This window comes from Variovorax sp. E3 (assembly GCF_016082275.1).
GTDB lineage: Bacteria > Pseudomonadota > Gammaproteobacteria > Burkholderiales > Burkholderiaceae_C > Variovorax.
In genome coordinates, this window is record NZ_MOWM01000005.1 from 20,159 (window position 1) to 41,846 (window position 21,688).

General features: G+C 70.1%; 15 protein-coding genes and 6 pseudogenes. 2 read left to right on the top strand and 19 right to left on the bottom strand.

All coding sequences use genetic code 11. The annotated features are described in order from the left end of the window. Positions 1 to 4 precede the first annotated feature (4 nt). From BMG07_RS02890 to BMG07_RS02980, 19 genes and pseudogenes are all read right to left on the bottom strand, one after another. Positions 5 to 604 (bottom strand): annotated as a pseudogene (locus BMG07_RS02890) (cysteine hydrolase family protein); the annotation flags it as partial. Then, positions 601 to 2,654 (bottom strand): annotated as a pseudogene (locus BMG07_RS02895) (hydantoinase/oxoprolinase family protein). The pseudogenes BMG07_RS02890 and BMG07_RS02895, both read right to left, overlap by 4 nt. Then, positions 2,651 to 4,332, bottom strand: a pseudogene (locus BMG07_RS02900) (hydantoinase B/oxoprolinase family protein). Before BMG07_RS02900 ends, BMG07_RS02895 begins: the two co-directional pseudogenes overlap by 4 nt. A 3-nt stretch (positions 4,333 to 4,335) precedes the next feature. After that, positions 4,336 to 5,303 (bottom strand): annotated as a pseudogene (locus BMG07_RS44640) (Bug family tripartite tricarboxylate transporter substrate binding protein). Between the two features lie 29 nt (positions 5,304 to 5,332). Further along, positions 5,333 to 6,694: an MmgE/PrpD family protein gene (locus tag BMG07_RS02910; protein ID WP_198083207.1), complete on the bottom strand. Its 1,362-nt coding sequence runs from the start codon at positions 6,692 to 6,694 to the stop codon at positions 5,333 to 5,335. After that, entirely contained in the window at positions 6,684 to 7,205 is a 522-nt protein-coding gene (locus BMG07_RS02915; RefSeq protein WP_198083209.1) for a 3-isopropylmalate dehydratase, read from the bottom strand. The genes BMG07_RS02910 and BMG07_RS02915 overlap by 11 nt, the downstream gene beginning before the upstream one ends. Next, positions 7,202 to 8,496: pseudogene (locus tag BMG07_RS02920) on the bottom strand (3-isopropylmalate dehydratase large subunit). Before BMG07_RS02920 ends, BMG07_RS02915 begins: the two are co-directional and overlap by 4 nt. Continuing rightward, positions 8,493 to 9,449 (bottom strand): tripartite tricarboxylate transporter substrate binding protein, encoded by a 957-nt coding sequence (locus tag BMG07_RS02925; protein WP_198083363.1) that lies wholly within the window; start codon positions 9,447 to 9,449, stop codon positions 8,493 to 8,495. Before BMG07_RS02925 ends, BMG07_RS02920 begins: the two are co-directional and overlap by 4 nt. A 28-nt stretch (positions 9,450 to 9,477) precedes the next feature. Beyond that, positions 9,478 to 10,188, bottom strand: coding sequence for an ABC transporter ATP-binding protein (locus BMG07_RS02930; protein WP_198083211.1), 711 nt, complete (start codon positions 10,186 to 10,188; stop codon positions 9,478 to 9,480). Next, on the bottom strand, positions 10,185 to 10,964 hold the full coding sequence (locus BMG07_RS02935; protein WP_198083213.1) for an ABC transporter ATP-binding protein: 780 nt from the start codon (positions 10,962 to 10,964) through the stop codon (positions 10,185 to 10,187). Before BMG07_RS02935 ends, BMG07_RS02930 begins: the two co-directional genes overlap by 4 nt. Beyond that, entirely contained in the window at positions 10,957 to 11,937 is a 981-nt protein-coding gene (locus BMG07_RS02940; RefSeq protein WP_198083364.1) for a branched-chain amino acid ABC transporter permease, read from the bottom strand. Before BMG07_RS02940 ends, BMG07_RS02935 begins: the two co-directional genes overlap by 8 nt. Before the next feature lie 8 nt (positions 11,938 to 11,945). Next, positions 11,946 to 12,818: a branched-chain amino acid ABC transporter permease gene (locus tag BMG07_RS02945; protein ID WP_198083215.1), complete on the bottom strand. Its 873-nt coding sequence runs from the start codon at positions 12,816 to 12,818 to the stop codon at positions 11,946 to 11,948. Between the two features lie 22 nt (positions 12,819 to 12,840). Continuing rightward, positions 12,841 to 14,043 (bottom strand): ABC transporter substrate-binding protein, encoded by a 1,203-nt coding sequence (locus BMG07_RS02950; protein ID WP_198083217.1) that lies wholly within the window; start codon positions 14,041 to 14,043, stop codon positions 12,841 to 12,843. A gap of 20 nt (positions 14,044 to 14,063) precedes the next feature. Next, positions 14,064 to 14,846: a GntR family transcriptional regulator gene (locus BMG07_RS02955; protein WP_198083219.1), complete on the bottom strand. Its 783-nt coding sequence runs from the start codon at positions 14,844 to 14,846 to the stop codon at positions 14,064 to 14,066. A gap of 53 nt (positions 14,847 to 14,899) precedes the next feature. Beyond that, positions 14,900 to 15,754, bottom strand: a complete 855-nt coding sequence (locus BMG07_RS02960; protein WP_198083221.1) for an AraC family transcriptional regulator — start codon at positions 15,752 to 15,754, stop codon at positions 14,900 to 14,902. A 44-nt stretch (positions 15,755 to 15,798) separates the two neighbouring features. Then, the gene (locus BMG07_RS02965; RefSeq protein WP_198083223.1) at positions 15,799 to 16,773 is read right to left on the bottom strand and encodes a sialic acid TRAP transporter substrate-binding protein SiaP; all 975 of its coding nucleotides are present in this window, start codon (positions 16,771 to 16,773) and stop codon (positions 15,799 to 15,801) included. Positions 16,774 to 16,874: 101 nt separating this feature from the next. Next, the gene (locus BMG07_RS02970; RefSeq protein ID WP_198083225.1) at positions 16,875 to 17,723 is read right to left on the bottom strand and encodes a fumarylacetoacetate hydrolase family protein; all 849 of its coding nucleotides are present in this window, start codon (positions 17,721 to 17,723) and stop codon (positions 16,875 to 16,877) included. A gap of 30 nt (positions 17,724 to 17,753) precedes the next feature. Continuing rightward, the gene (locus tag BMG07_RS02975; RefSeq protein ID WP_198083227.1) at positions 17,754 to 18,509 is read right to left on the bottom strand and encodes an SDR family NAD(P)-dependent oxidoreductase; all 756 of its coding nucleotides are present in this window, start codon (positions 18,507 to 18,509) and stop codon (positions 17,754 to 17,756) included. After that, positions 18,506 to 19,240, bottom strand: a complete 735-nt coding sequence (locus BMG07_RS02980; RefSeq protein ID WP_198083229.1) for an SDR family oxidoreductase — start codon at positions 19,238 to 19,240, stop codon at positions 18,506 to 18,508. Before BMG07_RS02980 ends, BMG07_RS02975 begins: the two co-directional genes overlap by 4 nt. 122 nt (positions 19,241 to 19,362) lie before the next feature. On the opposite strand from BMG07_RS02980, the gene BMG07_RS02985 reads away from it, so the two are divergent. Both BMG07_RS02985 and BMG07_RS02990 read left to right on the top strand, forming a co-directional pair. Next, a complete protein-coding gene (locus BMG07_RS02985) occupies positions 19,363 to 20,070 on the top strand; it encodes a FadR/GntR family transcriptional regulator (RefSeq protein ID WP_198083231.1) in 708 nt (235 codons plus the stop codon). 45 nt (positions 20,071 to 20,115) lie between these two features. Then, positions 20,116 to 21,641 (top strand): annotated as a pseudogene (locus BMG07_RS02990) (UxaA family hydrolase). The last annotated feature ends 47 nt before the right edge of the window (positions 21,642 to 21,688 follow it).

Sequence of the window (21,688 nt, forward strand, 5' to 3'; positions counted from 1 at the left end):
CGTCGATGAAGGGCTGGCACGCCGTGACCTCGGCCACGTTGCGCATGTCGGCCAGCGAGGTGCTGTGCCGCTCGTCGCCGAAGGCCGCGCAGCCGTCGGACAGCACCAGCGTGCGGTAGTCGCGCATGTGCGCGTCGCGCACCGTGCTGGCCACGCCGCCGTTGGTGACGATGCCGCAGACGGCCACGGTGTCGATGCCCGCGCGGCGCAGCACCCAGTCCAGCTGCGTGTTGAAGAAGGCCGAGTACGCGACCTTGCTGACCGTCACGTCGACCAGGCCCGCGAGCGCGTCGACGTTGGCCTGGCCCCAGCTGCCGGGCGCGAAGTCGCCCTTGGCCAGATAGGGGCGCAGCGCCTTCAGGTGTGGCGAGACCATCGGCTCGCCCTTGGCGTCGGGCCACAGCGTGAACTGGCTCGCGACCACCAGCCCGCCCGCGGCCTTGAGCGCGCGCGCCACGGCGGCCACGCGCGCCGGCAGCAGCAGCGCCGGCGGGTTGGTGTCGCCGCCGCGCGCGTAGGCGCCCCTGGCGTCGAGAAAGTCGTTCTGCAGGTCGATGACGACCAGCGCGGTCTTCGGCGCGACGATCTTCGCGGCTTCGCTCATGACGGCCTCACCAGCAGGTTGCCGTGCGCGTCGACCTCGGCATGGAAGCCGGGCTCCAGCCACACGGTGGTGTCGGCCTGCTCGAGGATGGCGGGGCCGTCGATGCGCGCGGCCACCGGCAGCTCGAGCCGCGCGTAGCGCACCGCGTCGTGCCACCGGCCCTGATGGAACACGCGCTGCGTGCCCAGCGGCGCGGTGCTGCCCTGCCCTTCAGGCGCCAGCACCTTCAGGTCGAACTTGGGCCGTACGCCGATGCGCGCATAGCGCAGGTTCATCACGCGAATGGCGATGCCGTCGAGCACGCGGCCGAAGGCGGCGGTGTAGGCGGCTTCGAAGGCGGCGCGAATCGAGGCGGCCGTGAGCGGGGCCTGGCCCGCATCGGCCAGCACCACCGGCAATGTGTGCGTCTGGCCGGCGTAGAGCATGTCGAGCGCGACCACTTCGCGCACCGCGTCGAAGCGCACGCCCGAGGAGTCCAGGCGCTGCTGGCAGCTGGCGGCCAGTTCGTCGATGCGGCGCTGCACGTCGGCCACGTCGAGGTCGGACAGCGGCTTGTTGATGGTCTGCACCGCGTCGTGGCGCATGTCGGCGATCACGCAGCCCAGCGCCGAAGTAACGCCGGGGTAGCGCGGCACGATGCCCGTGGCCACGCCCACCTCGCGCATCATGGCGCACACATGCAGCGCACCGCCGCCGCCGAAGGGCATGTAGGCGAAGCGGCGCGGGTCGTGGCCGCGCTCGATCGACACGAGGCGAATCGCGCCGGCCATGCGCGCATTGGCCACGGTCAGAATGGCTTCGGCCGCCGCGTGCACGTCCAGGCCCAGCGGGCGCGCGACGTGCTCCTCGATGGCCTGGCGCGACTTCCCGGCGTCCAGCGCGGCCAGCAGGCCGCCGCCCAGCGGACGGTCGGCCGCGATGCGGCCCAGCAGCACGTTGCGTCGGTCACGGTCGGGCGCATGTTGCCGCGGCCGTAGCAGGCCGGGCCCGGCACGCTGCCCGCGGATTCGGGGCCGACCTGCAGCATGCCGCTCGCGTCCACCGAGGCAATGGAGCCGCCGCCCGCGCCGATGGTCTCGATCTGGATCATCGGCGAGCGGATCACCATGCCGAACTCGATGGCCGTCTGCGCCGCCAGCGCGGCCTCGCCGTTGGCCACCAGCGACACGTCGAAGGACGTGCCGCCCATGTCGCCCGTGATCGCGTTCGGAAAACCCGCCGCGCGCGCAATGGCCGCGCAGGCGATCACGCCCGCCGCCGGCCCCGACAGCGCGGTGCGCACCGGCAGGTCGCTCGCGGTCTGGCGCGACATCACGCCGCCGTTGCTCTGCACCACCAACAGCTCGCCGCCGAAACCCTGCGCGCGCAGGTCGCTCTCGAGCCGGCCGAGGTAGCTGCCCACCACCGGCTGCAGCGCGGCATTGAGCGTGGCCGTGGAGCAGCGCTCGAACTCGCGGATCTCGGGCAGCACCTCGCTGGCCGAGGTGACGTGCGGGTTGGGCCACAGTTCGCGCACCGCCGCCACGGCCAGGCGCTCGTTCTCGGGGTTGGCGTAGGTGTTGATGAAGAACACGCACACCGCCTCGCAACCCGCTTCGAGCAGCGCGTCGGCTTCGGCGCGCACCTGCGCCAGGTCGACCGGCGTGTGCAGCGTGCCGTCGGCCAGCACGCGCTCGTCCACCTCGCGGCGCAGGTCGCGCGGCACCACGGGCAGGAAGCTGCCGCGCAGGCCCCAGGTCTGCGGGCGGTCGCGCCGGCGCATCTCGAGCACGTCGCGAAAGCCGCGCGTGGTGATGATGCCGGTGCGCGCCACCTTGCGCTCCAGCAGCGCGTTGGTGCCCACGGTGGTGCCGTGCACGATGGTGGCGATGGCCGCGGCCGAATCGGCCACGCGCGCCACGCCGTTCATGAAGCCGCGCGCTTCCTCGCCGCGCGTGGAAGGCACCTTGACGATGCGCGCGGTGCCGTGCGCTTCGTCGAGCACGAACAGGTCGGTGAAGGTGCCGCCGACATCGACGCCGACGACCAGGGATTTGCCAGGGGAAGTCATTCGGATGCTTTCTTTGTCGTGTCGCTGCTCACATAGCCCATGGCCACGTCGGCCCGGCGCTGCGCCGGCGCGCGTTCGGCGGCGGGGCCCCAGCCGCCGCCGCCGGGGGTTTCCAGGCGCACGCGCTCGCCGCGCGCCAGCGTGATGCCGCGCATCTTCGAGACCATGGGCGGCACATGCCACTCGCCCGCGTTCTCGTAGCTGAACACGTTGACCGCGCCCGCGCCGCCGCCCGCGATGCCCTTGGGCGGCGAGGTGCCGCGCTCGCCGAAGACGAACACCTCGGCGTCTTTTTCGAGCAGTTCGATTTCGTAGACGGCGCCCAGGCCGCCGCGGTGCTGGCCGTCGCCGCCGGAGTCGGCGCGCAGCGACCATTCGGTGAAGCGCACCGGGTACGCGGCTTCGAGGATCTCGAGCGGCGGAATGGTCGCGGTCGAGATGGGCGCGTTGCCGTGCGCCAGGCCGTCGCCGCCCGAGTGGCCGCCGTGGCCGCCGCCGAAGAAGCTGAACATCACCCAGCGCTGGCCTTCGCGGCCCTTGTCGCTGCGGTGGCCCGCGATCGACAGCGCATTGATGGTGCCGTAGGCCTGCGCCACGGCGCGCGTGGGGTCGGCCTGCGCGGCGGCGCTGAAGATCACGTCGATCATGCGCAGGATGGTCTCGGTGTAGCCGCCCACCGGACGCGGGCGCTCGGCGCTGATCACCAGCCGCTCGGGAATGACGAAGTCCACCGCGTCCAGCACGCCGGCGTTCGCGGGCACGTCGGGAAACAGGTGCTTGAGCGCGACATAGCAGGCCGCCACGGCGGTGGCGCGCGAGATGTTCACCGGCCCCGCGCATTGCGGCGAGGTGCGCGAGAAGTCGAGCGTGAGCCGGTCGCCCGCCACCGTCATGTCCAGCGCGATGGTCAGCGGCTCGTTGACGATGCCGTCGTTGTCCAGCACGTCCTCGAAGCTGTAGCGGCCGTCGGGCAGCGACGCGATGTGCGAGCGCATCAGGCGCAGCGCGCGGCCGCGCAGCTCACCCAGCGCGGCCAGCACCAGGTCGTCGCCGTATTCGTCGAGCAGGCCGTTCAGCCGCTTGGCGCCGAGCTCCAGCGCGGCGAGCTGGCCGTTCAGGTCGCCCCACAGGCTGTCGGGCAGGCGCGTGTTGGCCTGCAGGATGGCCAGCACGTCGGGGTCGAGCACGCCGCCCCGCACGATGCGCACCGGTGGAATCTGCACCGCCTCCTGCCAGCACTCGGTGGCCGCGGGGTTGTAGTTGCCCGGCACCGCGCCGCCCACGTCGTGCCAGTGCGCGGCCGAGGCCATGTGGCAGTAGAGCCTGCCGTTGCGAAAGAAGGGCTTGACCAGCTTGAAGTCGTTGGCGTGCGTGCCGCCGTCGTAGGCGTCGTTGCTGATCCAGATGTCGCCGTCCTGCATGCCGCCGCGCGCCTCGGCTGCCTTGGCGGTGGCACGCACCGCGAAGGCCATGGCGCCCACGAACACCGGCAGGCCCGACTTGCCCTGCACCAGCGTGTCGCCGGTGCCGGCGTCGTACAGGCCGTGGCAGGCGTCGTGCGCCTCGGCAATGATGGGGTTGAACGCGCTGCGGTAGAGCGTGGCGTCCATCTCGTCGCCACCTGTTCGAGGCGGCCGCGCAGCACGGCGAGCGTGACGGGGTCGAGTGTGTCGTTCATGGTTCAGTCCACCTTGGCGCCGCTGGTCTTCACGACCTTGGCCCATTTGTCGATCTCCTTCTTCACATGCGCGGCGAATTCCGCCTGCGTGGAGCCGACCGGCTCGGCGCCCAGCGCGGCGAGCTTCTCGCGCACGTCGGGCAGCTTCAGGATGCGTTGCACCTCGGCCGAGAGCTTGTCGACCACGGGTTGCGGCGTGCCCTTGGGCGCGAACAGGCCCGACCACGCGTCGGCATAGAAGCCCGGGTACGTTTCGGCGATGGTCGGCAGCTCGGCCAGCGTGGGCGCGCGGTGCAGGCTGGTGAGCGCAATGGCGCGCAGCTTGCCGGCCTTGATGTGCGGCAGCGCCGACGGCAGGCCGTCGACCATCATCTGCACCTGGCCCGCGAGCAGGTCGGACACGGCCGGCGCGCTGCCCTTGTAGGGCACGTGCGTGATGTCGCGCCGGCCTCGGACTTGAGCATTTCCATGCCCAGGTGCGCGGCCGTGCCGTTGCCCAGCGACGCATAGTTGAGCTTGCCCGGCTCCTTCCTGGCGAGCGCCATCAGCTCGGCCAGGTTTTTCGCGGGCACCGACGGATGCACCACCAGCACGTTGGGCACCACGGCCACCTGGCTGATGGCGACGAAGTCGGCCACCGGGTCGTAGGGCATCTTGCTGTACAGCGAGGTGTTGATGGCGTGCGAACCGGTCACGCCCATCACCAGCGTGTAGCCGTCGGCCGGCGCCTTGGCCACCAGGTCGGAGCCCACGTTGCCGCCCGCGCCCGCGCGGTTGTCGACCAGCACGGGCTGGCCCCAGTGCTCGCCCATCTTCACCGCGACCAGGCGCGCCGCCGCGTCGGTGGCGCCGCCCGGCGGGAACGGCACGACGATGCGGATGGCCTTGTTCGGAAAGTCGCTCGCCTGGGCGGCGGCGACGAGCGGCAGGCAGACAAGGAGCGTGCTTGCGAGGTAGCGCAGGAGTTTCATGGGAAGTGGGGCCGTGAGAGTGGAATGAATCAGGCGGCGAGCCGTTGCCACAGCGTGCCGAGCGGGGTGGCGGCGGGCGCGTCGAGCACGCCGTCGCAAAAGTGCATGGCGCTTGCGCGTTCGACGCCGTGCGCGGTGCACAGCGCGGCGTACTGCGTGAACTTGGCCGCCAGCGCCGCGCGGTCCAGCGGATGGGCGGCATCGCCGGCGATGGTGCCGACGCCGTGTTCGTGCGTGCCGCCGTCGCCGTCGAACGTCACCGTGAGCGTGGCGCCGCGCTGCTGGCGGGCGGTCAGGTCGGCATCGGCCTGCAGCTCGACCAGTGCCTCGAGCCGCCGCAGCTCGGCGTCGTCGAAGCGAGGCGCGGCATACACGGAAGGGTCGACGTCGCCGAAGCGCAGCATCGCGGCCACGCCGAACGACAGGCTGAACTGCGCCTGGATGGGCGTGCGCGGCGCGCGGTTGCCGCAGTAGACGATGGCCTCGTCGTAGACCCTGAGCACGATGCGGCGGATGCCTGATGTGTCGTCGGCCAGCCGCGCGCGGATGTGGCGCGCGGCGGTCGCGCCATAGTGCACGTGGCGCACGGCCGCGAAGGGCTTGAGGTACGCATCGCCCAGCAGCAGCGTCGCCGCATCGGGCAGCGGCTGCGCGGCGGCGGCCGCGTGCGTGGCCGCGTAGTGCGCCAGCGCGCCGGCCGGGGCATCGATGCCGGCCGCGCTGGCAAAGGCCGCCTGCAGCCCGAGCGACGCGCTGTGGCCCAGGTAGGTGTTGCGCGCGGTGCGGCCTTGCGCCACCGGCAGGTAGAGGCTGGTCGCAAGCTGGCAGGCCGCGATGTCGATAGCCTGCACGATGCCCTCGGCCCCGAGGCCGAGCAGCCGCGCCACGCCCGCCGCCACGCCCAGCGCGGGCCAGTTGGCGTCCACGTGCATGCCGGGGCGGATGCGCAGCCACGCACCGCAGCGCGCGCCCACCTCGTAGCCGAGCACGAAGGCATCGACGAACTCGCCCAGGCTCGCGCCCCGCTTCAGCGCCAGCGGCAGCAGCGCCGCCACCAGCGGCACGCCGGGCCGGCCGTGCGCGAGGGCGTGGCCTTCGCAGGCCTCGTCCCAGGTGGCGGCCATGGCCAGCACCTGCGCGCCCGCCTGCACACCCAGCGACGGGCCGCCGGGGAAGGAAAAGTCGCCGGGCTCGCAGGCGCCGAGCATGGCTTCGAGCCGCCGCACTTCGTCCGCGTGCCGGCCCGCCAGCGCGCAGCCGACCGTGTCGACCAGCAGGCGCCGCGCCTGCGCATCGGCCTCAAAGGCGGCCGGTTGCGCCGCGTGCAAGGCCACCGTGGCCTGCAGCACCGCGCGTTGCGTGTCGGGTGGGCGCTGCGCGTCAGTGGGCATCGGTTGCTTTCTTCGCGGCCAGCCGGCGGCGCAGCAGTTGCAGCAGCCCGCCCGCCTCGACCATGTCCGTCAGGAAGGCGGGCACCGGCTCGCAGGCCAGCGTGCGCGCGTCGGCGGTGTGCAGCGCGGGGGCCCGCGTGTCGAGCGCGATGCGGTCGCCGTCCCGCAGCGACTCGGCCTCGGCGCAGGTCAGCAGCAGCAGCCCGACGTTGAAGGCGTTGCGAAAGTACAGCCCGCTGTACGACGGCGCGATCACCGCCGCCACGCCCAGTTGCACGAGCACCGCCGCGGCCTGCTCGCGCGAGGAGCCGATGCCGAAATTGGGGCCGGCCACGATCACGTCGCCGGGCCGCACGTCGCGCGCGAACTCGGGGCGGATGGCTTCGAGGCAGTGCCTGGCGATGATGTCGATGCCGTGCTTCATCGCATGGCCGGGCGCGAGCGCGTCGGTGTCGATGTCGGCGCCCAGGCGCCAGACGCGGTGCGTGACAGGGGTGGTGGGGGTGTTCATGCCAGCACCTCGCGCGGATCGGTCACGCAGCCGCGCAGCGCGGCGGCCGCCACGGTGTAGGGCGAGCCCAGGTACACCCGCGCGGTGGGCGAGCCCATGCGGCCCTTGAAGTTGCGCGCCGTGGTCGAGATGACGGTGATGTCGTCCCCCATCGGGTCGCCATAGCCCGAGCAGGCGCCGCACGCGGTGGGGAACAGCTCGCGCCCGCGTCCATCAGCACCTGCAGCACGCCCTCGGCGCGCGCCTGCTCCTGGTCCTGGATGCTCGCGGGCGCGACGATCAGGCGGATGCCCCGCGCCACCTTGTGCCCGCGCAGCACCTGCGCCGCGGCGCGCAGGTCGTCGAGCTTGGCGCCGGTGCAGGCGCCGATGTAGGCCACGTCGACGTGCATGCCCACGTGGCGGCTCACGCCGTGCGCGTTGGCCGGGCTGTGCGGCGCGGCCACGTGCGGCTCGAGCGTGGAAGCATCGAAACGGTGGTGCGTGTAGCCGGCGTCTTCGTCGGTGAACCACGGCGCCATGTCGACCGGCGGCGCGCCGGCCTGCGCCAGGAACGCGGCGGTGGTTGCGTCGGGCGCGATGAGCCCGGCCTGCGCGCCCAGCTCGGCGCTCATGTTCGACAGCGTCATGCGCTCCTGCATCGACAGCGCCCGCACCGCGGGGCCCGCGAACTCCACCGCCTGGTAGCGCCCGCCGTTCATGCCGAAGCGCCCGATCATGTGCAGCATCATGTCCTTGGCGGTCACGCCCGCGGGCAGCGCGCCGTCCCACCACATCCGCAGGGTCTCGGGCACGCGCAGCCAGATTTCGCCGGTGACGACCACGCCGAGCATCTCGGTGCTGCCCACGCCGAACATGTACGCGCCGAACGCGCCGCCGGTGGGCGAGTGCGAGTCGCCGCCCACGCACAGCATGCCAGGGCGGATGTGGCCGTGCTGCGGCACCACCACGTGGCAGATGCCCTGGCTGTCGTACACGTGGGGCAGTTGCTGGTCGCGCGCCCAGTCGCGCGCGATGCGCACGATGCGGCGCGAGTCGTCGTCGCGCTCCGGCACGTAGTGGTCCATCACGAGCACGATGCGCGAGCGGTCCCAGATCTGCGCGCCCAGTTCCTCGAGCATGGGCTTCAGCCGCCTGGGGCCCGAGGAGTCGTGGAACATGGCCAGGTCGACGCCGCAGGTCACGATCTCGCCCACCGCCACATGGTCGCGACCGCTGGCGCGCGCAATGAGCTTCTGCGCCAGCGTCTGCGGCGGCGTGCGGTGCGCGGTGCTGGAAATGCGGGAGCTCATTCCGGCTTGGCTCCGGAGAACTTGACGACCTTGGCCCAGCGCGGGATCTCGCTGCGCACGAACTCCGAGAACTGCGCGGGCGAGTTGCCCACGGGAATGGCGCCTTCGGTGTCCAGCCGCTTGCGCATGTCGGGCTGCTGCAGCGCATGGCGCGCCGCGTCGCTGAGCTTGCGCACGACCTCGGCGGACATGCGGGCCGGCCCGAACAGGCCGAACCACGCGCTCGATTCGTAGCCGGGCAAGGTCTCGGCAATGGCCGGCACCTCAGGGAACCCGGGCAGGCGTTTGGCGGTGGTCACGCCCAGCGCCCGAAGCTTGCCGGCCTGGATGTGCGCCTTGACGTTGCCCACCGCCGCGAACATCAGCTGCACCTGGCCGGCCAGCAGGTCTTGCACGGCGGGCGCGGTGCCCTTGTACGGAATGTTCACGATGTCCACGCCCGACTGCATCTTGAAGGCCTCGCCCGCCATGTGCAGCGACGAGCCCACCGCGCCGATCGCGAAGTTCAGCTGGCCCGGCTTTGCCTTGGCCAGCGCGATGAGCTCGCGCACGTCCTTCACCGGCAGCGACGGGTTGGCCACCAGGATCGACGGTGAAGTGGCCACGCAGGTGAGCGCGGTGAAGTCGGCCACCGGGTCGAAGGGCAGCGTGGGGTACAGCGTGGCGTTGATGGCATGGCTGGTGAAGCTCATCAGCAGCGTGTTGCCGTCGGGCGCGGCCTTGGCGACCGCGTCGGCGGCGATGTTGCCGCCGGCGCCGGGCCGGTTCTCGACGATGACGGTGCGGCCCAGCGCGGGGCCCATGCTCACGGCCAGCGAACGGGCCAGCGTGTCGGTCGAGCCGCCGGCGGGCGCACCGACGAGGATGCGCACGGGCGCGTTGCCGACCTGCGCGCGGGCACTCGCGGCGAAGGCCAGCGCGGCGGGGGCGATGAGGATGTCTCGGCGTTTCATCATGGGAAGGCTCCTTCTTCTTGCGGGGTCACAGCCCCAGGTACGCGCGCCGCAGTTCGTCGCTGCCCAGCAGCGCGTCGGGCTTGCCGGAGAACCGCACGCTGCCGTTCTCCAGCACGTAGGCGCGGTCGGCGATTTCGAGCGACTGGCCCACGTTCTGCTCGACCAGCAGCACCGCCAGGCCGCCGTCGCGCAGCTCGCGGATCAGCGTGAACATTTCTTCCACCAGCAGCGGCGACAGGCCGAGCGACGGCTCGTCCAGGATCAGCAGCACCGGCTCGGCCATGAGCCCGCGCGCGATGGCCAGCATCTGCTGCTCGCCGCCGCTCATGGTGCCGGCGTGCTGCGCCATGCGCTCGCGCAGGCGCGGGAAGATGTGGAACATCTTCTCGACGTTGGCCGCGCGCCGTTCGCGGGCGCGGGTGAACGAGCCGAGCTCCAGGTTCTCGAGCACGCTGAGGTTGGGGAACACCTTGCGCCCCTCGGGCACCTGGATGAGCCCGGCCTTGACCACGTCGCGGTAGTGCGCGCCGGTGAGGTCCTTGCCGTCGAAGCGCACGCTGCCGCTCCAGGCCGGCGTGAGGCCGCAGACCATCTTGTTGAGGGTCGACTTGCCCGCGCCGTTGCTGCCGAGCAGCGCGACCATTTCGCCGGCGTTCACCTGCAGGTCGACGCCGCGCAGCACCTCGACGCGGCCGTAGCCGCCGCGCAGGCCATGAATGTCCAGCAGCGCGGTCATGCGGCCGCTCCCTGCGCCGCCGCGGCCGCTGCCGCCGCCTTGCGCAAGCGCGCCGCCGTGCCGTGGCCCAGGTAGGCCTCGACGACGCGGTCGTCCGAGGTGACCTGCGCCGGGCTGCCCTCGGCGATCAGCTGGCCCTGCGCCAGCACCCACACATGGCCGGCCAGGTTCATCACGGCCTGCATCACGTGTTCGATCATCAGCACGGTCACGCCGCTGTCGGCAATGCCGCGCACCACCGGCATCATCTCGGCGATCTCCTGGGGGTTGAGGCCCGCGAGCACTTCGTCGAGCAGCAGCAGGCGGGGCCGCGTGGCCAGCGCACGGGCGAGTTCGAGCCGCTTGCGTCCGGCCACGGTGAGGTCGGACGCGGGCTTGTCGAGCTGCGGCGCCAGGCCCACGCGCAGCGCGACGGCCTCGGCGCTGGCCAGTGCCTCGGCGCGGTTGCGCACATGCAGGTGCGCGCCCACGGCGATGTTCTCGCGCACGGTCTGCGCGGCGAAGGGCTTCACGATCTGGAAGGTGCGCGTCATGCCGAGCACCGCGTTGCGGTGCGGCTCGCGGCCGGTGATGTCCTGTCCGGCGAAGCGCACGGTGCCCGTGTCGGGCTTCAGGAAGCCCGACATGAGCGCGAACAGCGTGGTCTTGCCCGCGCCGTTCGGGCCGATCAGCGCGGTGAGGCTTCCCTCGTGTACCGCAAGGCTCACGTTCTGCACGGCCTTGAGGCCGCCGAACGAGCGCGAGATGCCGTCCAGCTTCAGCAGCGGCTCAGTCATGCCTGCCTCCCCGGGCGTTCCACAGCTGCCGCACCGACAGCCCCAGCCCCGCGACGCCGCGCGGCAGGAAGATGACGATCAGCACCAGCACCGTGCCGTAGATGACCATGTTGATGCCCGGCAGCTCGCCGAACAGATTGCGCGTGAGGTCCGACAACAGGTGCAGCACGGCGGCCCCGAGCACCGGCCCCCACAGCGTGCCCATGCCGCCCACGATGGCCGCGACCAGCGCCTCGACCGATGTGACCGAGCCGTAGGCGATGCCGGCGTCGATGTACTGGAACACCTGCACGTAGAACGCACCCGCCGCGCCCATGAAGGCGGCCGACAGGCCGATGGCCGCGAGCTTGACGCGAAACGGGTTCACGCCCACGGCGCGCGCGGCGTCCTCGTTGTCGCGCACGGCCTGCAGGTAGGCGCCGAAGCGGCCGTTGCGCAGCCACCAGGTCACGAGCAGCGCGACGACCACCATCGCCAGCACCACCCACAGGTAGCCGGCGCGCGAGGCGAACTGCATGTTGGCCGCCGATTCGCGCAGCGGCACCATCAGCCCGACGCCGCCGCCGGTGAACGACACCGACGTCGCGACGATGCGGAACACCTCGGCGAAGGCCAGCGTGACGAGCGCGAAGTACGAGCCCTTGAGTCCGTAGCGGAACGTGAGCCCGCCGACGAACAGCCCCACCAGCGCGCTGCCCGCCACCGCCAGCGGCAGCGCCGCCCAGGGGTTGATGCCGCCCTGCAATTGCGCGATGGCCTGGATGTAGGCCCCCGTGCCGAAGAACAGCGCGTGCCCGAACGAGAACTGCCCGCCGAAGCCGCCGAGGATGTTCCAGGCCTGCGCGATGAGCGTGGCGTAGAGCGCCATCATCACGAAGTTGAGCATCACGCCCGACCGGGTCATGAAGGGCACGCAGCCGATGACCACCGCGAAGAGCGCGATGCCCGCGAGTTGCCTGTATCCCTGGTTCATACCTGCGCTCATGCCTTGGCTCCGAACATGCCCTGCGGGCGGAACAGCACGACGCCGATGAAGATCGCGAAGATGCCGATCTGCCCGAGCGACTCGCCCAGGTACAGCCCGCCCAGCGACTCGACCACCCCCACCAGGAAGCCGCCGATGAGCGCGCCCACGAAGCTGCCCATGCCGCCGAGCACGACGATGGTGAAGGCCACCAGCACGAAGCCGCTGCCCACCTGCGGATTGACGTAGTACGCGGGCAGCAGGAAGCAGGCGGCCGCGCCCAGGCAGGCCAGGCCGATGCCGAAGCTCATGGCGTAGACGTGGTCCACGTCGATGCCCATGAGCTTGGCGCCCTCCTTCTCCTTGGCGACGGCGCGGATGGCGCGGCCCAGGTCGGTGCGCCCCATGATCCAGAACAGGATGCCCGACACCACCAGCGCGCCCGCGAAGGCCACGAGCTTGGGCACGGCGATCATGGCCGGGCCGATGGCCACGGTGCTCAGCGAGTAGGCGGTGTCGATGCTGCGCGTGTCCGACTTGAAGAACAGCAGCGCGAGGTTCTCCATGACGATGGCGATGCCCAGCGTGGCGAGCAGGATGTTCTCGTCCTTGCCGTGGCCCGCCCGGTTGATGACGACGCGCTGCAGCACGTAGCCGAGCGCGAACATGCCCACGACGGCAATGGGCAGCGCCATGTAGGGGTCGATGCCCCAGCGCTCCTTGAGGAAGTACACGGCATACAGCGCCAGCATCAGGCTGGCGCCGTGCGCGAAGTTGATGATGTGCAGCACGCCGTAGATCAGCGTCAGCCCCACGGCGATCAGGGCGTACACGGCGCCCGTCGTCAGGCCGTTGAGGACCGACGGAAAGAGGATGTTGATGTCCGGCATGTGGCGCGCTGGTGCCTCGAGCTCAGGCCTTGAGCGGGAAGACCGGGTCCACTTCGCGGTAGTCGCGCGGGATGATGACCTTGATGTCGTTCTTGACCACCTGCGTCATCAGCGGCTGCGCGCCTTCGTTCTGCCCGTTGACGAAGCGCGTGGGGCCGTACGGCATGATGTGGTTCGAGAAGGTGCTCTTCTCCAGCGCGTCGATGATGGCGGCGCGCTCCGTCGACCTGGCGCGCTCGATGGCGTCGGCCAGCAGCCACATCGAGGTGTAGGTCATGAAGACCTCGTAGCTGAAGAACTGGCCCTTGGCCTCCACGCGCTTGCGCAGCTCCTGCGAGCGCTTGTCCTTCGGATTGAACCAGTGGTTGCAATCGATGATGCCGTTGGCAGCCTCGGGAAACTCCTTGACGAACTTGTAGCTCGACGCCGCGCCGCCCAGCACCGAGAAGATGGCCTTGGGCACCACCTTCTGCTGCTGCATGGTGCGAACCAGCAGCGCGTACTCGTTGTAGTAGTTGGCGGGAATCACGATGTCGGGGTTGACCGACTTCATGCGCAGCACGATGTTGTTGAAGTCGCGCGTGGGGTTGGCGTGCTTCACCACTTCCTTCACCTCGAAGCCGTAGCCGGGCAGCTCGCGCGAGAGCAGTTGCGCGGTGCCGGCGCCGAACAGCGACTCCTCGTGGATGATCATCACCGTCTTGGCCGGGCTGCCCGCGGCCTTGTTGAGCACCAGCAGGTTGGCCATGGCCACTTCGGTCGACTTCTTGTAGCCGGGGCCGAAGCGGAAGGTGTTCTTCAGCCCGCGCTCGACGATCTGGTCGGCCACGCCCACGTCGACCACGTGCGGCAGGTTGTACTTGGCCGCGGCCTGCGTGGTGGCCAGGCAGATGGCCGAGGCGAACGCGCCCACGATGGCCGAGACGCCGGCCTCGTTCATCTTCTCGACCTCCGCCGCGCCGGCCTGCGGCTGCGACTGCGCGTCGCCCAGCAGGGCCTCGAGCTTCGCGCCGCCCAGCGACTTGATGCCGCCCGCGGCGTTGATGTCCTCGATGGCCATCAGCGCCCCCAGGCGGCACTGCTGGCCCGAATAGGCCAGGGCCCCCGTGACCGGATGCAGCACGCCGACCTTGACGGCCTTGGGCTGCGCGCCGGCCACGAGCGGGAAGGCCACGGCGGTGGCCAGGGCGGCGGACTGCGAGACGAAACTGCGGCGGTTCTGCATGGGACTTTCCTTTTTTCTCTTCAGTTGAACTGGGCTGACACGTCTTTGCTGACCCACACCTTGGCGTCGATGCTGCCCACGCGGGAGAGCTGCATTTCGTAGGTGTAGCGGTCGGGCCGGTAGAAGCCGTGCAGCCACTGCACGGGCCGCTCGTCCTCGTCGTAGATCAGGCGGCGCACCGCCAGCAGGGCCGAGCCGACCGACACGTCCAGGTGCTGCGCGAGCACGTTGTCGGCCAGCCGCGCGGAGATGGTCTGGTGCGCGCGCCCCACCTTCACGCCCGACTCCTCCAGCAGCACCAGGATGGGCTTCTTCGACAGCTCGCGCCGGCCGAAGCGCCGCGCGATGGTGTCGGGCACGTAGGTGGTGATGTGCGAGAGCGGGCCTTCCTTGGTGGAGCGCACGCGCACCGCCTTCTGCACCGGGTCGCCGAGCGTGAGCGCCAGCGCCTCGGCCACTTGCGTGGAAGCGGTGATGGTCGCGACCTCGATCACCTTGACCGAGGTGTGCAGGCCCATGGTGACGAGGTTCTCCAGCAGGCCGCGCAGATTGGCACGCTCCATGCTCTTGCCGGCGGGCCCGTCGACGGCCGAAGGGGGCGGCAGCGCGCGCGTGCGGCGCCCGGGGTTGCGCGCGATCAGGCCTTCGGAGGCCAGCTGCTCGAGCGCGCGCCGTACCGTGACGCGCGCCACGTTGAACTGCGCCATCAGCGCGAGTTCGCCGGGCAGCCCTTCCGCGAAACGCCCTTCGTGCAGTTGCTCACGCAGGACCAGATAGATCTGGTGGTATTTCGGCAAAGGCATTTGCGACATGCCTTTGATGTTTTTGCAGTTTCAATGTTCTGTCAATGGGACATTTAAAACCCGCCACCCACGCCGCGCTGCCATGCGCCGGGCGTGAAACCGAACTGGCGCCCGAAGATGCGCGTCATGTGGCTCTGGTCGGCGAAGCCGCTGGCGGCGGCCGCATCGGCAAGGCTCGCGCCGCGGCGGATGAGCGCGCGTGCGCGTTCGGCGCGCTGCAGCAGCAGCCATGCGTGCGGCGGCACGCCGTAGGCTTTTTCGAAGCGGCGCAGCGCCTGGTATTTGCTCAGGCCCGCCATGGCCGCGAGCTCGTCGAGCGAAGGCGCTGCGTGCAGGTCGTCGGCGAGGCGCTCGCGCAGCAAGCGCATGTCGCCGCCGATCTCGCGAACCGGCAGTGCGGTCGAATGGGCGTCGAGCAGCAGGCCGCAGACCTCGGCGAGCGACTCTTCGCAGGCCAGTGCCTCGACACCGCGGGCGCCCGGCGCGGTGCGCCAGCCGTCGAGCCGCGCGAACAGCCGCCGCAGCGTGTCGCCCAGCCGCGCGTCGCGGATGACGGGGCGCACCAGTTCCACGTCGGCGGCCATGCCCACGCCCATGCCCGTTGCGTCGCCCTGCATGCCGGCGATCACGGCCGGCTCCAGGTACACCATGCGCCAGCGCCGCGACGGGCCGCCGAGCGGCCGCCCGTCGTGCACTTCGCCGGGGTTGGTGGCGATCAGGTCGCCGGCATAGGCGTCGACCGTGCCGCGCCCGCTGGCCGAACTTTGCGCGCCGTGCTCCAGCAGGCCCAGGCCGTAGGTGGCATGCCAGTGCCGGCCGTAATGGCGGGCGCTGTCGATCCAGGTGCCGTGAACGCCGTCCCATGGCGATCCGAAGACCTGGCTGCGATGGTCCGGGGGCGTCTTCATCGGCCGCATGATCGCAGACAAGCGCCCGCTTGCCCCGCCGCCGCTCAGTGCATGCCGGGCTTCAGCAGTTCGCGGATCTTCTCGTAATCGCCGGGCCGCGCCTGCAGGTCGGCGGGCGACACGGCCTTGGCCGCCGCTTCCATGAAGGCCTGCCGGTCGGGGCGGATGACCTTGATGCCGGTTTCGCCGAGCTTGCCCTCGGCCACGAGCTCGCGCGCGATGATCTGCACGCTGGCCCACACGGCGTCCTTGCGGATGATGTCGTTCACGATCACCCGGTCGCCTTCGTTCATGCGCTGCAGCGCGGTGGGCGAGATCACGATGCCGAGCATGTCGTACATGTGGCCGGTGAGCGTGACGCTCTTTTGCACCTCGTAGAACTTCTTCGCGAGGATGGTCGGCAGCGGGTTCTCCTGCGCATCGATCTCGCCGCTCTTGAGCGCGTCGTACACCTTGGCGAAGGGCATCGGCGTGGCGACGGCGCCCATGCTCCTGGCAAAGAGCTTGTAGCTGGGCGCATCGGGCACGCGCAGCTTCAGGCCCTGCATGTCTCGAGGGGAATTGATCGGCTTGTTCGACGTGACGTGCCGCGCGCCATAGTAGATGGCCGCCATCAGGTGGTTGCGGCTTTGCGCCTCGTAGCCCTTGCGCAGTTCGTCGAACACCGGGCTCACGAGGAAACGCCGCACGTGGTCGGGATCGGAGAACAGGAACGGAAAGCCCACCACGCCCAGCGGCGCGTAGTCGCGCGAGAGCACGTTGATGCCGATGTAGGCGATGTCGATGTCGCCCGACGCGAGCTTCTTGCTGTACTCGGCTTCAGCGCCCAGCGCGCTCGCCGCATAGACCTGGATCTCGACGCGACCCGCCGTGGCCGCCTTGATCTTCTGCGCCATCGCCTCGGCCTGCGTATGGAACGGCTCGCTGGTTTCGTAGCCGTGCGCCCACTTGAGCGTGACCGGCGCGGCCTGCGCCCCCACGCCCAGCAGCAACCCGGCGCCCAGCAGGAGCGCCTTCATGAACTGTCTCATTGTTTGTCCCCACCACGCTGTTATTGAAATTCTTCGGGAGGGGCGCGGCGCACCGCCGGGTGCGCCGCGCCGTCAGACAGCGTCCAGCGTCAGAGCTTGAACGGAATCACTTCCTGGCGTTGTTCGCCCAGGCCTTCGATGCCCAGCGTCATCACGTCGCCCTTCTTGAGGAACAGCGGCGGCTTCATGCCCATGCCCACGCCGGGCGGCGTGCCGGTGGTGATGACGTCGCCGGGCATCAGCGTCATGAACTGGCTCACGTAGCTCACGATCTTGGCCACGCTGAAGATCATGGTCTTGGTGCTGCCGGTCTGCACGCGCTGGCCGTTCAGGTCGAGCCACATCGCGAGCTTCTGCGGGTTTGGCACTTCGTCGCGCGTCACGAGCCAGGGGCCCAGGGGGCCGAAGGTGTCGCAGCCCTTGCCCTTGTCCCAGGTGCCGCCGCGCTCGATCTGGTATTCGCGCTCGCTGATGTCGTTGATGGTGCAGTAGCCGGCCACGTAGTCCAGCGCGCTCTTTTGCGACACGTAGCGTGCGCGCGTGCCGATGACCACGCCCAGCTCGACTTCCCAGTCGGTCTTGACCGAGCCCTTGGGCAGCATCACGGGGTCGTTCGGGCCCTGGACGCAGCTGTTGGCCTTGGTGAACACCACGGGCTCCTTGGGCACCGGCAGGCCGGACTCGGCCGCGTGGTCCGCGTAGTTCAGGCCGATGGCGATGAACTTGCCGACATTGGCCACGGGGCTGCCGAAGCGCGGCTTGCCCTTGACCAGCGGCAGCTTGTCGACCTTCTGCTTGCGCAGCTTGGCAATGGCGGCGTCGCCCAGTTGCTCGGGGCCGATGTCGCCGACCACCGCGCTCAGGTCGCGCAGTTGGCCGTTGTCATCGATGAGGCCGGGTTTTTCCTTGCCGGGGTTGCCATAGCGGACGAGTTTCATGCTTTCCTTTCAGTGCATTGAATGGGTTGATTAATACGTGGAGCGGCCACCGGAGAGGTCGAACACCGCGCCGGTGGAAAAAGAACAATCTTCGGTGCAGAGCCAGGCGACCATCGCGGCCACCTCTTGCACCGTGCCGAAGCGGCCCATGGGAATCTTCGAGCGCATGAAGGCGATGTGCTCGGGCGTCATCTGCTCGAAGATGGCCGTCTGCACCGCCGCGGGCGTCACGCAGTTCACGCGGATGCCGGTGTCGGCCAGCTCCTTGCCCAGCGACTTGGTCAGGCCGATGACGGCCGCCTTGCTCGCGCTGTAGGCGCTGGCGTTGGGGTTGCCGTCCTTGCCCGCCACCGAGGCGATGTTGACGATGCGGCCGAACCCCTGCGCGCCCTGCTTGCGCATTTGCGCGACCACCTCGCGGCAGCACAGGAACACGCCGTTGACGTTGACCTCCATCACCTGGCGCCAGTCGTCCACCGGGTAGTCCCACAGCTTGACGTTGGGGCCGGTGATGCCGGCGCTGTTGACCAGCGCGTCGATGCGCGGCGCCCGCGCCAGCGTGGCCGCCACGGCCTTGGCCACCGACGACTGCTGCGACACGTCGACCTTCAGCGCGAAGGCCTTGTCGCCCAGCGATGCGGCGGCCTTGAGTGCGGCTTCCTCGTCGCGGTCCCACAGCGTGACGCTGCCGCCCGAGGCCACCAGCCGCTGCGCGATACCCAGGCCCAGGCCCGTGGCCCCGCCGGTGACCACCGCGTGGCGCCCCGCGAAGTCGAGCTGGTTCATATGGTGATGCCGCCGTCGACGGTGAAGGCCTGCCCGGTGGCGAACACCGATTCGTCGCTGGCCAGGAACACCACCACCGGCGCGATTTCCTCGGCCTGCGCGAGCCGGCCCATGGGCTGGCGCGCGATGAAGGCCTTGCGCGCCGCATCGGGGTCGGCATTGGCGTTGATGCGATCGCCCAGCGAGGGCGTGTCGACCGTGCCGGGGCACACCGCATTGCAGCGGATGCCGCGGGCCACGTAGTCGGCCGCCACGCTCTTGGTGAGGCCCAGCACGGCCGCCTTGGTGGTGCCGTACACGAAGCGGTTGGGCAGCCCCTTCATGCTCGAGCACACGCTCGCCATGTTGATGATGCTGCCGCGCCCGGCCGCGAGCATGCCGGGCAGCACGGCCTGGATGGTCCACATCTGGGCGCGCACGTTGAGGCTGAAGGCGGACAGCAGCTCATCGTCGGTGGCCTGCTCGATGGTGCCGTTGTGCACCACGCCCGCGCAGTTGAAAAGAATGTCGAGCGCGGGCAACTGGCCCACCACCGCGCCGATGGCGGCCTTGTCGAGCACGTCGAGCTTGAGCGCGGTGACGTTGGGCACGCCGGCGTAGCGCGCCAGCAGCGCCTCGTTGACGTCGGTGGCCCAGACCCGCGCGCCCTCGGCGGCCATGGCGAGCACGCTCGCGTGGCCGATGCCCTGGCCCGCGGCGGTGACCAGCGCGGTCTTTCCCTTCAATCTCATCGGAGGCTCCTCGGCTCTGTCTCGGGGTTAAGCCCGATGGTGGCCCGGGCGGTATATCGTATTCTGAATTGGCCTTACCACTTGGCCAATTCAGGACAACCCTTAACCCCTTCCCCGATCCCGTGCCGCTCCAGACCCTCGAACCCCAGCGCCTTTACCGCCAGATTGCCGACCAGCTCCGTGGGCTGATTTCCAAGGGCGAGTTCGATGTCGGCGCGCGCATTCCCGCCGAACGCGACCTCGCCAAGCAACTGGGCGTGAGCCGCCCCTCGGTGCGCGAGGCGCTGATTGCGCTGGAGGTGGAGGGCTGGGTCGAAATCCGCACCGGCTCGGGCGTGTACGTGCTCGACCGCTCGCACCGCACGAGCGTGCCCACGGCGGGCACCGAATGGGGCCCGCTCGAAATCATCCGCGCGCGCCGCATGGTCGAGGGCGAGACCGCCGCCACCGCCGCGCAGCACGGCAAGCGCAAGGACGTGGACGCCATGCGCCGCGCGATCCAGACGATGCGCGAGATGGCCGCGCGCAACGAAGTGCCGCACGAAGGCGACCGCGCCTTTCACCTGGCCATCGTCAACGCCTGCGGCAACGTGGTGCTGACCGAAACGGTGCAGGGCTTCTGGGAGTCGCGGCACGGGCCGATCTTCGCCCGGATGATCGATTACTTCGAGACCATGGACTCGTGGCAGGCCGCCATCGGCGAGCACGAGGCCATTCTCGACGCGGTCGCCGCGCGCGACCCCGCCGCGGCGCGCGACGCCATGCACCAGCACATGGACAAGTTCCACCAGAGATTCAGCGCGAGCTGGCGCCGCGCGAAGGCCACCTGAAAACACGCGACCGAACAAGCAAGCAAACGCCAGCAGACCCCCACCATGACCCCTTACATCAGACTCCATCCCGCCGACGACGTCGTCATCGCGCGCTCCCAATTGCTCGGCGGCGCCACCGTCGAAAACGTGGCCGTGCGCGGCCTCATTCCGCCGGGCCACAAGATCGCGATGCGCGACATCGCGCCCGGCGAACCGGTGCGCCGCTACAACCAGATCATCGGTTTCGCGAGCCGCCCCATTGCGGCCGGCGAGCACGTGCACACGCAGAACCTCGACATGGGCCCCGACAAGGGCGACTTCGAGCGCGACTACGCCTTCGGCGCCGACGTGAAGCCCGCGCCCGCCAAACGCGAGGCCACCTTCATGGGCATCAAGCGCAAGGACGGCCGCGTGGCCACGCGCAACTACATCGGCGTGCTGACCAGCGTGAACTGCTCGGCCACGGCCGCGCGCGCCATCGCCGACCACTTCTCGCGCAAGACCAACCCGCAGGCGCTGGCCGCGTTCCCGAACGTCGACGGCATCGTCGCGCTCACGCACGGCACGGGCTGCGGCATGGACACCGAGGGCATGGGCATGCAGATCCTGGAGCGCACGCTCACGGGCTACGCCACGCACGCCAACTTCGCGGCGGTGCTGGTGGTGGGCCTGGGCTGCGAGGCCAACCAGATCAACGCCTGGCTCACGACCGGCCACCTGGCCGAGGGCGAGAACTTCCGCACCTTCAACATCCAGGACACGGGCGGCACGCGCAAGACGGTCGAGAAGGGCGTGGCGCTCATCAACGAAATGCTGCCGCGCGCCAACGCGGTGAAGCGCGAGCCGTGCAGCGCGGCGCACATCACCATCGGGCTGCAGTGCGGCGGCTCCGACGGCTACTCGGGCATCAGCGCCAACCCGGCGCTGGGCGCGGCGGTCGACCTGCTGGTGGCGCACGGTGGCACGGCCATCCTCAGCGAGACGCCCGAGGTGTACGGCGCCGAGCACCTGCTCACGCGCCGCGCGGTGAAGCGCGAGGTCGGCCAGAAGCTGGTGGACCGCATCAAGTGGTGGGAGCACTACACCGAGATCAACGAGGGCGAGATGAACAACAACCCCTCGCCGGGCAACAAGGCGGGCGGGCTCACCACCATCCTGGAGAAGTCGCTGGGCGCGGTCGCCAAGGGCGGCACCAGCAACCTGGAGGCGGTGTACGAATACGCGGAGCCCGTGAGCGCGCACGGCTTCGTCTACATGGACACGCCGGGCTACGACCCGGTGAGCGCCACGGGCCAGGTGGCCGGCGGCGCCAACCTGATCTGCTTCACCACGGGGCGCGGCTCGGCCTACGGCTGCGCGCCCTCGCCTTCGCTCAAGCTCGCGACCAACTCGGCGCTGTGGCAGCGGCAGGAAGAAGACATGGACATCAACTGCGGCGAGATCGTCGACGGCACCGCCTCCATCCAGGAGATGGGCCAGCGCATTTTCGAGCTGGTGCTGGCCACCGCCTCGGGCGCGCACTCCAAGAGCGAGCAGCACGCTACGGCCAGAACGAGTTCGTTCCCTGGCAGGTCGGCGCGGTGATGTAGCCCGCGGCGCAACCCATTTCCCACGCCCGGACGCCGCGCGCTGACCC

Bases quoted from the DNA above. Each gene is read 5' to 3' on its own strand.
- BMG07_RS02960 (WP_198083221.1), bottom strand. From the start codon at position 15,754: ATGAAGACGCCCCCGGACCATCGCAGCCAGGTCTTCGGATCGCCATGG.
- BMG07_RS02975 (WP_198083227.1), bottom strand. From the start codon at position 18,509: ATGAACCAGCTCGACTTCGCGGGGCGCCACGCGGTGGTCACCGGCGGG.
- BMG07_RS02970 (WP_198083225.1), bottom strand. From the start codon at position 17,723: ATGAAACTCGTCCGCTATGGCAACCCCGGCAAGGAAAAACCCGGCCTC.
- BMG07_RS02945 (WP_198083215.1), bottom strand. From the start codon at position 12,818: ATGCCGGACATCAACATCCTCTTTCCGTCGGTCCTCAACGGCCTGACG.
- BMG07_RS02930 (WP_198083211.1), bottom strand. From the start codon at position 10,188: ATGACCGCGCTGCTGGACATTCATGGCCTGCGCGGCGGCTACGGCCGC.
- BMG07_RS02915 (WP_198083209.1), bottom strand. From the start codon at position 7,205: ATGAACACCCCCACCACCCCTGTCACGCACCGCGTCTGGCGCCTGGGC.
- BMG07_RS02925 (WP_198083363.1), bottom strand. From the start codon at position 9,449: ATGAAACGCCGAGACATCCTCATCGCCCCCGCCGCGCTGGCCTTCGCC.
- BMG07_RS02935 (WP_198083213.1), bottom strand. From the start codon at position 10,964: ATGACTGAGCCGCTGCTGAAGCTGGACGGCATCTCGCGCTCGTTCGGC.
- BMG07_RS02950 (WP_198083217.1), bottom strand. From the start codon at position 14,043: ATGCAGAACCGCCGCAGTTTCGTCTCGCAGTCCGCCGCCCTGGCCACC.
- BMG07_RS02965 (WP_198083223.1), bottom strand. From the start codon at position 16,773: ATGAAGGCGCTCCTGCTGGGCGCCGGGTTGCTGCTGGGCGTGGGGGCG.
- BMG07_RS02940 (WP_198083364.1), bottom strand. From the start codon at position 11,937: ATGAACCAGGGATACAGGCAACTCGCGGGCATCGCGCTCTTCGCGGTG.
- BMG07_RS02980 (WP_198083229.1), bottom strand. From the start codon at position 19,240: ATGAGATTGAAGGGAAAGACCGCGCTGGTCACCGCCGCGGGCCAGGGC.
- BMG07_RS02955 (WP_198083219.1), bottom strand. From the start codon at position 14,846: ATGCCTTTGCCGAAATACCACCAGATCTATCTGGTCCTGCGTGAGCAA.
- BMG07_RS02910 (WP_198083207.1), bottom strand. From the start codon at position 6,694: ATGCCCACTGACGCGCAGCGCCCACCCGACACGCAACGCGCGGTGCTG.